Origin of the sequence: Borrelia crocidurae (genome assembly GCF_000825665.2) — a bacterium.
Classification (GTDB): Bacteria; Spirochaetota; Spirochaetia; order Borreliales; family Borreliaceae; genus Borrelia; species Borrelia duttonii.
Genome location: NZ_LN609267.1, coordinates 549,401 through 563,634, shown reverse-complemented (window position 1 = coordinate 563,634; position 14,234 = coordinate 549,401). Strand labels below are relative to the sequence as shown.

At 28.1% G+C, this 14,234-nt stretch carries 12 protein-coding genes, 3 tRNA genes and 1 pseudogene; 9 read left to right on the top strand and 7 right to left on the bottom strand.

Annotated elements, in window-relative coordinates:
• The 6 genes and pseudogenes from BN1173_RS04605 to BN1173_RS02760 all read right to left on the bottom strand — a co-directional run.
• Positions 1–876 (bottom strand): annotated as a pseudogene (locus BN1173_RS04605) (FGGY-family carbohydrate kinase); the annotation flags it as partial.
• 4 nt (positions 877–880) lie between these two features.
• Complete coding sequence (locus BN1173_RS02780; RefSeq protein ID WP_040236438.1) at positions 881–2,101, bottom strand: ribose-phosphate pyrophosphokinase; 1,221 nt, start codon at positions 2,099–2,101, stop codon at positions 881–883.
• Positions 2,102–2,268: 167 nt separating this feature from the next.
• Positions 2,269–2,901 carry a hypothetical protein gene (locus tag BN1173_RS02775; protein ID WP_014696375.1) on the bottom strand — a complete coding sequence of 211 codons (633 nt, stop codon included), beginning with the start codon at positions 2,899–2,901 and terminating at the stop codon, positions 2,269–2,271.
• A 90-nt stretch (positions 2,902–2,991) separates the two neighbouring features.
• Positions 2,992–3,525 (bottom strand): hypothetical protein, encoded by a 534-nt coding sequence (locus BN1173_RS02770; RefSeq protein WP_012538291.1) that lies wholly within the window; start codon positions 3,523–3,525, stop codon positions 2,992–2,994.
• 121 nt (positions 3,526–3,646) lie between these two features.
• Complete coding sequence (locus tag BN1173_RS02765) at positions 3,647–4,732, bottom strand: hypothetical protein (protein ID WP_040236437.1); 1,086 nt, start codon at positions 4,730–4,732, stop codon at positions 3,647–3,649.
• 203 nt (positions 4,733–4,935) lie between these two features.
• Positions 4,936–5,163 (bottom strand): KTSC domain-containing protein, encoded by a 228-nt coding sequence (locus BN1173_RS02760; RefSeq protein WP_014696373.1) that lies wholly within the window; start codon positions 5,161–5,163, stop codon positions 4,936–4,938.
• Positions 5,164–5,714: 551 nt separating this feature from the next.
• On the opposite strand from BN1173_RS02760, the gene fusA reads away from it, so the two are divergent.
• From fusA to BN1173_RS04595, 9 genes are all read left to right on the top strand, one after another.
• A complete protein-coding gene (fusA, locus tag BN1173_RS02755; RefSeq protein WP_040236435.1) occupies positions 5,715–7,796 on the top strand; it encodes an elongation factor G in 2,082 nt (693 codons plus the stop codon).
• Positions 7,797–7,808: 12 nt separating this feature from the next.
• Positions 7,809–8,504, top strand: a complete 696-nt coding sequence (locus BN1173_RS02750) for a Bax inhibitor-1/YccA family protein (protein ID WP_040236434.1) — start codon at positions 7,809–7,811, stop codon at positions 8,502–8,504.
• A 66-nt stretch (positions 8,505–8,570) separates the two neighbouring features.
• Positions 8,571–8,921 (top strand): bactofilin family protein, encoded by a 351-nt coding sequence (locus BN1173_RS02745; RefSeq protein WP_012538971.1) that lies wholly within the window; start codon positions 8,571–8,573, stop codon positions 8,919–8,921.
• Positions 8,918–9,565 (top strand): tetratricopeptide repeat protein, encoded by a 648-nt coding sequence (locus BN1173_RS02740; RefSeq protein ID WP_025400797.1) that lies wholly within the window; start codon positions 8,918–8,920, stop codon positions 9,563–9,565. The genes BN1173_RS02745 and BN1173_RS02740 overlap by 4 nt, the downstream gene beginning before the upstream one ends.
• A gap of 48 nt (positions 9,566–9,613) precedes the next feature.
• Positions 9,614–9,687 (top strand) — tRNA-Lys (locus BN1173_RS02735).
• A 101-nt stretch (positions 9,688–9,788) separates the two neighbouring features.
• Positions 9,789–9,861: transfer RNA gene (locus tag BN1173_RS02730), tRNA-Lys, on the top strand.
• A gap of 7 nt (positions 9,862–9,868) precedes the next feature.
• A tRNA-Glu gene (locus BN1173_RS02725) sits at positions 9,869–9,941 on the top strand.
• A gap of 58 nt (positions 9,942–9,999) precedes the next feature.
• A complete protein-coding gene (locus tag BN1173_RS04600; protein WP_246040034.1) occupies positions 10,000–10,899 on the top strand; it encodes a hypothetical protein in 900 nt (299 codons plus the stop codon).
• The gene (locus tag BN1173_RS04595) at positions 10,892–11,437 is read left to right on the top strand and encodes a hypothetical protein (RefSeq protein WP_246040033.1); all 546 of its coding nucleotides are present in this window, start codon (positions 10,892–10,894) and stop codon (positions 11,435–11,437) included. The genes BN1173_RS04600 and BN1173_RS04595 overlap by 8 nt, the downstream gene beginning before the upstream one ends.
• 22 nt (positions 11,438–11,459) lie before the next feature.
• Here BN1173_RS04595 and BN1173_RS02715 read toward each other — a convergent pair.
• A partial coding sequence (locus tag BN1173_RS02715) for an insulinase family protein (protein ID WP_040236432.1) occupies positions 11,460–14,234 on the bottom strand: 2,775 nt, incomplete at its 5' end.

Below are 14,234 nucleotides of genomic sequence, written 5' to 3'. Positions count from 1 at the left end.
GGCGTATATATTGCAGAAATTTTTTCAAGAAATTCTCCAAATGATTTCTCCTTCTGAAACAATCTATCTTTAAGCAATTGCAATAAATATCCAGAAGGAACTATTCTTCCAATAATAAACAAATTATCTAAGAAATAAGGATATATCAAAGAAAAATCTAATAAATACGTATCTGAGACAAAATTAAAACCTTCGCTAGTACCCATTCTATTTGATACTATTCCAGAAAAAAAAGCTCCACTTCCAATAAGAACACTTAAATAATCAATTCCAGCATTAATTACATTAATGCCACTATTAATACCAAATTCAATACTAGCACGCTTAGTAACCTGCCCAACAATTTCTCCCATTCTTAAAAAAGGAGGGAATTTACTTGTATCAAGATTATATTCTTTAAGTTCAATATCATTCCAAATAAAAGGAATATAAGACAAACTAGGATAGCTTGTAACCAAATTACCTGTAAGTAAATAAATTAAATATTCAAAACACGAAACGAAATATCTAACTTTATCATAAATTCCTCTCTCAAATGTACTAAGAACAAAGGGCAAAAAAGTTGATTTTCCTTTATAATTTTTAACTACTTTAGAAGAATTCCAATGCAACACTTCTAAAGGAATTAAATTTGAATCAAGAGCTATTAAACATGGAGAGATACCACTAATAGAAATACAATCAATTTTTCTATACATAAAATGAGACATTATTTTCTTTAAAGCAAAGATCCATATTTTATAATCAAAATTTTCAGTATTTGCTATTCAAATAATAATCAAAATAATTCATACAACACTCTAAAATCCCATAATGAGAATTGATTAAAGCAGATTTTAAAGTACTAGTACCAACATCAATACTGAGTACATTCATAAAATTAACTCTTAGAAATTAAATTTTGAATGTCATGGCTTCTATCAAGAATTCTTTGCAAACTAACTCTATTATGCATTGCAAAAATTGCACCTGCAAAAAGATGTGCAACATTAGCTTCATAGTACCAAGGTTTACTAAGAAGTTTATCATCATGATAAACAGCATTTGTTCCAATTATCTTATAAAAATAACCTTCCTCATAGGCTTTATCAAAATACCTAATGGCATCTCCATTAAAAAATGGTAAACTTACTGCACATATAATCTTTTTAGCTCCCATACTTTTTAACAATTTCACTGCTTTAATAAAAGTACCACCAGTAGCCAAAATATCATCACTCATAAAAACATTTTTACCCTCAACATCTCCCAACAATTTAGTAACAGAAATGTTTGAATCAGTAACATTATGTGTTACCTTTGAGTAATCTCTCTCTTTATAAAGCAAAGCCAAGGGTCTCTTAAGATTAGATGCAAAAAACTTATTTCGATTAACAGCTCCTGTATCAGGAGATACAACTACTAAGTTAGAATCTCTAATATCTATAAGCTCAGCTAAAGCATCAAAAATTTCATAAGACGCATTCAAATTTTCAAAATACGACTTTCTAAAGACATTTTCAATAGCCTTTGAATGAATATCCAATGTTAAAATATGTTTTACTCTCAATTCTTCCAAAAATCTTCCAAAAAGACTTGCTGTTAGCCCTTCTCGTGAATGTTTTTTATCTTGCCTTGAATAAGGATAAGAAGGAACAATAACACTAACAGAATTGGCCTTAGCCTGCATGCACGCGTCTACTGTAGTCATCAAATTCATCAAATGATCATTAACTGTCATCACTACTTCTTCATTATTATTTACAGTAACTGGATAAGTATTAGAAACATCTTGTACAATAAAAATATCTTTATTTCTGATAGTTTTTAAAATCTCTGACTTAAACTCACCATTAGCAAATTTAACAAAATTTACAGGAATTTCCATAGTCTCATCAAACCTTAAATTAGAAAATTCAAGTCCCTCTAAAAAAGGAGATAAAATTCCTTCAAATTTTAAAACATCTTCCTTTGAACAATTAGAAGTTTGCGAAATTTGTTCAATAATTTTATTCTCAGCATCTAAAAATATTGTATTAAGTTCTGCCATTATTTTTTCTGCAAATACCCGACCTCCAGGACATGCAATAATTCCTATTGACTTTTTCATAAGCAAGCTCAATGTTAAAACTCCCTATTCAAACAGAAAATCTTTACTTTATTGTACATTAATATAAATAATTCATACAAGTTTAAAAAAATTTTCAAAAATAACAATCTCTATTACAAATAAAAAATACCCAAATTCTATCAATATTTATTAAAAATAAGAATTGACTATATAATGTCCTAAACAACGCCAAACTCAAGACCTACACCAAATTTAAAATCAGAAAATTTATTATTCTGAATATTCCAACAATAATATCCTTCAATTGTCAAAAAAGCACATGTAGCTCTTGCTCCCAAATCCCAACCAAAAATTCCAAATTCAGCTAAAATAGAATCTTGGATAGCAGTAGCAATATTAACCCTAGGTCCAGTAAAAAATGTAACAGCTCCTATAAAGAAATCTAATCTTGTATAAAATTTAGGTTCAATAGCTGAAACAAATGAAATCAGATTATGCAATCGTCCTTTACTATTAATACTTCTAAATACATTAAAATCAAGTCCAAGTTCAAAACCAAGTGAACAAAAATCATCAAATTTTGCTCCCATTTGCACGTATCCTCCATAAGTCAAACCTGATTTAGAAATATTAACCATATCTGCAAAATTTCTAATAATCTTAGCTTTCTTTAAAATAGACATAGTGCTTTCAAGTTCTCTACCCACATCCAAAGCTGTTTTATAAAAATTTGAAATAGTGCTAACTGGAAAATCAAATCCAAAACCTAAGTTAAGTTCAAAATCAACACTTGACAAAACATTTACTGTAACAAATATCCACAAACTTAAAAACAAAAATTTTATTTTCATGACATTAAACCCTCCAAAATATCTAAATGAATTTACACATTAAGATCATGGAATATAGACATCAAAAGTAGTAAAAAAAGATCTCTAACCCTAATCCTTTAAAATAGAAGAAACTATATCACTAGCATTAGAAGGCACAGAATATTTAAATTCTTGATATTTTAAGATATATTTCTTCGCATTTTCCATGTCCTTATTTAAATGATAAATATAAAAAACATTAAATAACGCTTCTTGATTAGCAGGCGCTATTTCTAAAGTCTTTAAATATAATTTTAAAGCCTCTTCCAAATTATCTTTCTTGAAAAATAAATAGGCTTTCAAATTAATTAATAAAATATTATCTTTATCATTCTCCAATAAAGATCCAAGCTTTAATTCGGCCTCTTCATATCTCTTTAAATTAACGTAAGCCAAAATAAAATTGTAACCAGAAGCAGCATTTATATTAGAATCAAATTTAATAGCTTGTTCATAAAGCTCAACAGATGTTTGATTATTACCAAGTTCTTCATTTAACTTTGCAAGCTTATAATACTCATCTGCTATAGTTTGATAATCTTTATCAAAAGTTTTACAAGACAAAACAAAATAGAGTAGACAAAAGAACAACCCCTTATACATTAAAGCAAAACCTAACACTAGCTTAAAAGCTAAATTAATAACATAGATAGCAACTATAGATATACATCATCAATAAAAAATATTTACATATCTATATACCCACAAACAATGATGCTATTATCTAAATAATTATTGGTATTTCAAACCCAAGCCCAACTCTTAAGTCTCTATATTTAAAATCATTAATAGAAAATAACACTGATGATTCAAAATTAAGAAAAGCTAACCTTAATCTCAGACCCGTTTCAATAACACTAAAAGGATTGGTTATCTTATTCTTACTTGCTAAATTTCCCACATAAATAGGATCTACAACTAAAGACTTATCACCAAAACCTGAAAACAGAGTAGCTGCCAAATAGTAAATATCATATTTAACAAACAATCTTGGCATAATGCCCATTCCCAACTTAACAGGATAAGAAGATTCTAAAAGTCTTAAATGTGGCACAATAAGCCTTCCAAGATTCATCCCAAATCCAAGTTCGAAACCATAATAAAAATCACTTTGAAAAATAGGAAGTCCAACTTGAAAATAACCTTGAAATCCGCTACTAAACAAAGGTGAAAATTTCTGTCTCAAAGCATCATTCAAATTAGTTCCAGGAGTGGAAATTTCATTCCATATCTTCATCAAGTCATCTTGATTATAGACTCCAAATTCATTTAATTGAGCAAACAGAGAATCCTTAAGACTAAGAGCCTGTTTTGCAGTATTTTCTAGATCTACGATAAGCTCTTTCAAATGCGAGCCACTTTCACCTAACTTCTTAAAAGTACCGTTGCGATGTAATTTACGCAATTCACCTACAAATGATCTCAAATCATGAGTACTATTTAAAAGCGGCCCAAGTCCATCAAGATCAGAATCATCCATACTTCCTACCTGTGCAGTACCATTTTTCCTTTTTTTATACAATTGAACAAAAAGAGATAAACTTTTTTGGAAAGAATTATGCAACTTATGTGCACTATTTTCAAATTCTTTTATCTGATTAAACAAATTAACCCTAATATTTTTCAATATAGGAAACAACTCAGAACTCATCAATTTATCCAATATTGTACCTGTTTTTTTCCCAAAAAAAGAAAGTGATTCAAGACTAATTTGTGTACTAAATCCTGCTGAAAAATATATCACTTTTGCATAAGATGTACTAAAAAGTGAAACTAATAATAATGTTATAAAAATTAATTTTTTCCCCATCTCTTACAAGCCCCCCATAAAATAAGTAATAGGCCACCAAATAACTTAAATTACATGATAAACTTTATTACAAAAAAAAGCAAATACAACCTTTCCTTCTTTAAAGAAACTATAAAGTAACATAATTGAAAAAAAAGATTTCTATACTAAGAAGGATTTTCATAACAAATCCTTCTTAGCCAATTAAAAAATAAACTTAAAATCTAAAGCCTTTCTTGATCATACTTGTTAAATATATGTTCGGTTAAATATTTCCCAACTGATTTTTTTTCTTGTACAAGTTTAGATATTATGTTAAAATGTCTTGGCTCAATTTTAAAATACTTATAAGCTCTTCCGTCTTTAAAAAATACAGAAAGTTCAGACAAAGCAGAATCATAATCAACCTGACATATCTTACTCAATTCATGAGATATTGTTAAAGTATTCAAACTTATATCCTCCAATAGTTATTCTTAGGAGTATAAAATATAAAGTAAAGAAAGAGTAAATTCATTAAATAATGTTAAGTATTTTTAATCAATAAAATCAAAATTTACTAAATGATATATTCCTTATAATTAAATGTATACGTTTAACACAACTTAGTCAAGCAAATCTCAATATAACAAACTTTCTTTACAAACTAACTTTTATAAAACTATAAAACAAATATAATACCTAACAAAAAAATAAAACAAAATAATTCTTAACATCAAAAATCTTGTAATAACTTAATAAATAACATTAACACTCTCATAGTTTATACATTAGATAATGTATGTAAATGTTAATATGAAAACTTTTGTCAAACAAAATCAATTAAGAATAGAAACATACCTAATTTATACTTCAATTAAAGTTATTTACTTATCTTAAAATAAAACTCTCTCAAGTCAAAGGCAACTTGAAGAGTTTAAAATAGACTTTTCTAAAAAAATCATGTAGAATACTAAAGACAATTAATGTTCTAAGTAATACACGCTCAGGAGGAAAATATTCCATGGACTACAAAAAATTGCGCAACATAGGTATTAGTGCCCATATCGACTCAGGAAAAACCACACTTACAGAACGTATTCTATTTTATTGTAACAAAATTCACGCTATTCATGAAGTTAAGGGAAAAGATGGTGTTGGAGCAACAATGGATTCAATGGAACTTGAAAAAGAACGAGGTATCACAATTGCATCAGCCGCAACTCATGTTGAATGGAAAAATCATCCAATCAATATTATTGATACTCCGGGTCACGTTGATTTTACAATTGAAGTTGAACGTTCACTTAGAGTTTTAGATGGAGCAATACTTGTTCTTGATTCCGTTGCAGGTGTCCAATCTCAATCAATTACAGTTGACAGACAATTAAAAAGATATAATGTACCACGACTTGCTTTTGTGAATAAATGTGATAAGACCGGAGCAAATCCTAGTAACGTAAAAGATCAACTTAAAGATAAACTTGGCTTAAATTCAGTTTTAATGCAAATTCCAATTGGACTTGAAGATAAACACATGGGAGTTGTTGATCTTGTTGTTATGAAAGCCTATTACTTTGAAGGTAAAGATGGAACAGAAATTATAGAAAAAGAAATTCCTGCTGAATTGTTAAATGAGGCTGAAGAAAAGCGCAAAATAATGCTTGATGCCTTATCTGATTTTAATGATGAACTTATGGAACTACATATGGAAGGAAAAAATGTGGCTCTTGAGACAATATACGACGCAATTAGGACAGGAACCTTATCTTTAAAACTTTGTCCAGTATTTATGGGTTCTGCATATAAAAACAAAGGGGTACAACTTTTACTTGATGCTGTAAATAAATTTTTACCTTCACCTCATGATATTCAAAACATAGCACTTGACTTAAATGCAAATGAAAAAGAAATTAAACTTAAAACTGACGAAACATTACCAACTGTAGCATTAGCTTTCAAACTAGAAGACGGACAATACGGACAATTAACTTATGTCAGGATATATCAAGGAGTTTTAAAAAAAGGACAAGAATTAATAAATTCAAGAACTTCTAAAAAGTTTAAAGTTGGAAGACTCATTAGAATGCATGCCAATAATACTGAAGACATTGAATTTGGAAGCAGTGGCGATATTGTAGCTTTATTTGGGATAGAATGCGCATCAGGAGATACATTCTGTGATCCTTCTATTAATTACTCAATGACATCAATGTATATCCCAGAACCAGTAATATCCCTATCAATCAAACCCAAAGATAAAAAATCAGCCGACAATATGGCGAAAGCTCTTGGACGATTTACTAAAGAAGATCCTACATTTAAAACTTATGTAGATAATGAATCAAAAGAAACAATAATACAAGGAATGGGTGAATTACACTTAGAAGTTTATATTGAGAGAATGAAACGAGAATTTAAAGCCGAAGTTGAAACAGGAATGCCCCAAGTAGCATATAGAGAAACCATTACAGAAAAAGCAGAATTTAATTATACTCATAAAAAACAATCAGGTGGTGCAGGTCAGTTTGGAAGAGTTGCCGGATTTATGGAACCACTTGATACAGAAGAACAAACTTACGAATTTGTCAATCTTATAAAAGGTGGAGTAATTCCAACAGAATATATTCCATCATGTGATAAAGGATTTCAAAAGGCTATGGAAAAGGGAACCTTAATTGGATTCCCAATCGTTGGAATCAAAATTACAATTAATGATGGACAATACCATATTGTTGATTCATCAGATATTGCATTTCAATTAGCAGCAATTGGAGCATTTAGAAAAGCTTATAATAAGGCAAAGCCTACAATACTAGAACCAATCATGAAAGTAACTCTTGAAGGGCCAACAGAATTCCAAGGAAATATGTTTGGCCTACTCAATCAAAGAAGAGGAATAATTTTAGGTTCTTCTGAAGAAGGCACTTTCTCAAAGGTCGAAGCCGAAGTACCGCTAAGTGAAATGTTTGGATTTTCAACTGTTTTAAGATCATCTACACAAGGAAAAGCTGAATTTTCAATGGAATTTTTAAGATATGGTAAAGTTCCAAATGCAACATTTAATGAACTATGTAAAAAATTTAACGAACAAAACAATAAATAAGGAGGAATAATAATGCTTGAATTAACGCAAGATAAACAAGAAATAAAAATAAAAAATAAATTTTTGGCTCATGTTTTTGGATTAATGTCAGTTGGGCTTTTAATATCTGCAATCTTTGCATACACAACATCTGAAAATGCAATAGTTAGAGCCATAATATTCACAAATCCAATGTCATATGTAGCCATAATACTTATACAATTTGGGTTTGTTTATGCAATAAGTGGTGCAATTAATAGAATATCAAGTGGAACAGCAACAGCTCTTTTTCTCATGTATTCAGCTTTAACAGGAGTAACACTATCTTCTATATTTATGATATATACTCAAGGTTCAATATTTTATACATTTGGAATTACTTCTTTAACTTTCCTTGCAATGTCATTTTATGGACACACAACAAGTACAGATCTTACAAAAATGGGTAGCTATTTTATGATGGGATTATGGGGCATCATCATCGCATCTATACTTAACATGTTCTTTAGAAGTTCAGGGCTTAATTTTCTAATCTCAATTTTAGGTGTCATTTTATTTACAGGATTAACAGCCTATGATGTTCAAAATATTTCTAAAATGGATAATATGTTAGAAGATGGTACTGAAATCAAAAATAGAATGGCAGTAGTAGCTTCTTTAAAACTTTACTTAGATTTCATAAATTTATTTTTATACTTACTAAGATTTTTGGGACAAAGAAGAGATTAAAATTTAAATGTAAAATAAAAAATGAATGCTTAAAATAAAAATAAGCATTCATTTTTAGGAGAAACATTGAGTATAGACACCCTAGAATTTGAAGAAAACAGTACCCAAAATGTCATAAAGAGTAATTTTAACTTTGAAGGATATATAGAAAGTAGTAAGCCTATAATCATTGATGGAATACTCAAAGGATTTATAAATTCTACAAGTTCAATATATCTAAGAGAAAAAGCCCATGTAGAAGCAGAAATTAAATGTAATAATTTTCTCAATCATGGTACAATGAAAGGAAATGTAGAGGCTTTAGAGACAATCAAAATTTATAAAACTGGTAAATTAATTGGCAACATAACAACAAAAGAACTATTCATAGAGGCAGGGGCCTCATTTAACGGAAATTGTGAAATGGAAGAAAAATGAAAAATAAACATTTTAACTTAAAATTAAGAATAATCCTTTTCTTGCCACTTTTGTGCCTAACAATCAAAATACAAGCACAAGTGAAAGAAGATTCCCTTTTACTCTATAGGCAAGGCAAATTTCAAGAAGCAATTATAAATACTCAAAATGAAATAAAAAATAATTCAAATAATTTAGATGCAAGAGTAATACTTATATGGAGCTTAATAGCAACAGGAGAATATAAAAAAGCTGAACTAGAATCTATTAAAGGACTTGAAATAAAAAAACATGATTCAAGAATAATTCAAGCATTAGGAGAAGCTTACTTTTTTCAAGGACAATATAAAAATGCTCTAAAAAATTTTCAAAAATATATCGGACTTGATGCTAATGGAGCTCGAATAGCTAAAGTATATATCCTAACTGCAGATTCTTTTTATAAACTTGAGAGATATAATGAAGCTGATTTTGCATATGAAAACGCTTTAAGATTTTTCCCAAACAATCAAAATATACTATTAAAACTTGCAAAATCAAGAATTAATGCAAAGAATAAAATTTTAGCAAAAGAAACTTTAACAAAACTGTTGACATTAAATCCTAATCATTTAGAAGCAAAAAATTTACTACAAAAAATAGAAAAAAATAATCACAATTCTTGACATTATGTCTTGAAGCATTTATCCTATTTATTAGTTCATATAAACTACGGGCTGCTAGCTCAGGTGGTTAGAGCAGCGGATTCTTAACCCGCTGGTCACAGGTTCGAGTCCTGTGCAGCTCATTGCAGCTCATTAAAATAACGATAGTGTTGCCCATCCTAAGGTGTTGACATTATTTAATATAAATGGTATCATTAGGTTTGATAGACTTGATTTTGTTTTCGGGCTCATAGCTCAGTTGGTAGAGCACCGCCCTTTTAAGGCGAATGTCGTAGGTTCAAGTCCTACTGGGCTCAATTTTTTGTCCTCTTCGTCTAGTGGCCCAGGACTCCAGGTTTTCATCCTGGCAACAGGGGTTCGATTCCCCTAGAGGATGTAAAAAATTTGCTTAAATTTTCATTTATCACATTCTTTTCATTATAATATAGTATGTAATGAAAAGAATTTTAATGATGTTAATCTTCTTGACAAGGCTTTATGCAATCAATGAAACTAATAATCAAAAAAAATGCATAACCATCAACAATAATAGAAAAATAGTATACTGTCATAACGAAAAAATAGATCATCTCATATTAAATCTAAAGAGCAACAAAAATGCAAATATAAAAATTAACACCCAATACACAAGTTACTCATACAATATCCCAACAATCATTAATCAAGATCAAACAATGATATTAGAAATCAAAATAAATAATATCAAATCTATCAATTTCAATAACATTGAAATACAAAAATCCAGTATACAAACAACAAAAACAGATCTCCAAAAATTTAAAATATTCATTGATAAGGATGGATATTCTATCGATTTTAATCTCAATAAAAACATGTTTCCAATAATAGGCTTTAAATCAAAAGAAACAATATTAAATCCCATAATAACAAATTTATATTCAAAAAAAGAATCACAAAAAATAGTACTATCAAATCTCATCAAGTACACATCACTAGAAAATTACAATGATGAAATAAAATCTATCAAAAACGACAATATGATTCAAATTAATGAAATTGGATACATTAATATGAATGATTATTATGAAATTAATAAACCAATAAATGCTGACTTAAAACTTATTTTCAATTATACAAAAAAAAATTACAGAAGAGATTCTTTTGAATTCTTTAATTTCATAGCAAATCCTAATGTATACATAATAAAATTTAAAACATTGCACGATCAAGCCTTAATGTTAAAAAGAATGGCATTCTTTCTCGAAAAAAAAGAATTTAGAGGAAGATTATTATCAAATACTGAACTAGAAAATAAAGTAGGATGGGGTGGTCATGATTATAGACTCCAAGACATAATTACATTTTTTGCATAAAGCACAAAAATTAAATATCAAATTAAATAAAGTAGCAATAACTTTAAAAAACTTAATTATAGCCAACAAATTAGCATATATTGTAAATAACATAATAAAAATTAAAAACAAATCAAAAAACATTGCATTTGCAACTTACTCTGAAGATGAAATTATGTCAAAAACAGACCAAATGAGAATCTTTATGCATGAAATGCTACACATGTATTTTTTTACAGACAATAATTTCAATAAAGAAATTGTTAATTTTTGGAATAAAAATATTTCACCAAATAACAAAAAATCTTGGATTAATTTTTTAGACAACATAGGTTATGATGTCACATTTAATTATTTAGTAATGAATGAATTTTATGCATATACAACCGCACTCCCAAAAGAAAATATCGCAAATTATTTAATTAACACCAATTACTTCTCCAAAACTGAATTTAAAGAATATGAACAATGGGCCATAAAATTAGAAAAATTATTATGGCAAACAAAAGGATTAATACCGGGAGAACTATTAATCCTTTTTAAAGACAACAGCAATTAAAAACAAAACAATATAATGAAAATTAATTATCATTACTTGGAATTAATACAATCTCTGTTCCTTGCTTAAAATTGATCTTCTTAAATAACATATTTATTGTATCTTTATTTAAATTATCATCAACAAATTTATTACTAAAAGTATCTACAATAGAATCATGCCACAAAACCGAATTTAATATCACTGAACTCCAATAATCATTGGACTCAGAAGCAATATTATTATTTTTAATAATATTTTTCTTAATATAATCAAAATCAGTATCTACAAAATCTATTTTTTGTCTATCCAAAATATATTCATTAACAGATTTTAAAACACTATCTAAAGCCTTAGGCTCAACTGTAAAAGACACAATAATAAAACCATCTGAATCAGAATGCTTTCTAAAATAGTGATCAAAAGACGCATTTATTCCATAAACACTAGATTGTTCTCTTCTAATAGCTTTAACAAGACCTTCACTCAAAAGAGATGCCAACGCCCTATAATTTAGAGCTTCTTCAGGTGTATAATTAAACGTGAAAGGATATGCAACATATACAGTACTACTTGCAGCATCCTCTTTTTTACCAACAACTATTCTTTTCGTATTTTTTTTATAAGAATAATCTAAATCTCTAAATTCATTTAGCTTTTTAGAATTTAAATTACCTAAATATTTACTTGAAAATTTTTTTATTGTATCTAAGTCAATATCTCCCACAAAAATAAATTTGAAATTGTCTGCATAAGTAAATCTCCTTTTATAAAAATCCAAAAGAATATCTTTTGATATATTTTGCAAATCAGATTCTTGAATATCTCTTAAACGATAATCATCATTATTATAAAATTTTTTAATAGCATTAGAAAAAAGATAATTAGAACTATTTTTCCTAGCCTTAATTGTTGCACTCATATCATCAATAGTAGTCTGCAAAACAACATCATCTATCTTGGCTTCATTAAATGTAAAATATATAAGCTTAAATAAAGTTTCAAGATCTTTAGCCTCAGCACCACCATTAATACGTGAAGTTCTCTCAGAAACCGATGGCATCAATGTTACCAATTTATTTGATAAATATTTTTCAATTTGAAGCTTAGAATAATCCCCATATCCTGATTTAGAAACTATACTTGGAGCCAAAGATAAAACAGGAATCAATTCAGGATCCTCACTTAATAAACCACCCCAAGAAATTGCAGTAAAGTCAACTATATTTTTCTTATTTTCATTATGTTTAAAATAAACTTCAACGCCATTCTCCAAAGTAAAAGATGAAATTTCATTTATAAATTCTTTTTCATCAACAATATTTTTACTTTGCAAAGATTTTTTGAAGAATTCGCCCTGAATTGACACATCATCATAAGGTTTAATTTCTTTATTTAAAGCAATATCACGAAATTTTTGCACCTCTTCAAAAGTTAAATTAGAATGTAATTTTTTAGAATACTTATAAATAACAGTCATATTATCTATAAAGGCCTCACTACTAGCAAGAGCTGATATTGTATCTGGGCCAATATTATTCAAACATTTAATAGCAACGTCAAAAAATTCATTACCATCAAGCAAGTGAAAATTCGATGAAGCAACACCCACCAAACGATCTGCGATGATGGAAGACTTTTGTTTCTTAAGATTCTCTTTATTAAAAGTATAAGAAGTTATCATTTCGGACTTAATTTTATCAATCTCTCCTTTCGTAAAACCAAACTTCCTGATTCTCTCAATTTCATAAAAAAACCCTTCAAAAGCTTCCTTAAAATGCTCTGGATCGATAGTTAAAGAAATATTTTTAATCAAAATATAATTATTATCTGATTTATAATCCGAATCAAATTTATCAAATGATCTAAAATAATTTGTTCCAATAACCTTTAATTCATAAAATCTATTTATAAAAAGACTATTTAATAAATTTTTCTCGATAGATCTCTTAAGATCCTCAACAGTAACAAAACCTCCTTTGATTTCTTCTTTACAAACAAAACTAATACTAGGAAATAAGGTTTCATCATCATCTATACTTACAAATTTTTTATCAATTACAGCATCTAAATTTATTACAACTTTTTCAGGCTCATCTAATGGTTTCTTAAAAGATGAAAACAATTTTTTTATCTTTTCTTCAATGTCTTTTGGATCAATATCTCCAACAATAATGACACTGGTCAAATCTGGTCTATACCACTTATTATAAAATTTTTTAAAGTCCTCTGATTTAAAAGATAAAATCCTCTCTTCAATACCAATAGGAAATCGAATAAAATATCTACTATTACCTCCAACAACCTCAAACATTTTTTTGAACATTCTAGAAGAATAATCATCTCTATATTTTTTTTCTTCAATAATAACATTACGTTCTTTATCTATTTCTAAGTCATCAAACTTAATTTGAAAAGCCCAATTTTTCAATACATTTAAAGCTTCATCAACTTCACTCTCCTGACCACCATCTGGCAAATCAAGATAATAGTAAGTCTTATCAAAAGTAGTATAAGCATTAAGATCAGCTCCAAATTTCATTCCAAATTTTTTGAGAATTTCCAAAATATCTTCACTACCAGGATAATCCTCTGTACCTTTAAAAGCCATATGTTCAAGATAATGGGCTAAACCCCTTTCATTTTCCTCTTCGTTTAAAGAACCAACATTAAACAAAATTCCCATATGAACAAATTTACTTGGAATTTGATTTTTATAAATATAATATTTAAGTCCATTTTTAAGTTGACCATTTACTAAGTTTTTATCCAAACTTAACTTAGAAGATGAACAAGATAAAATAATAAAACTCAAAAC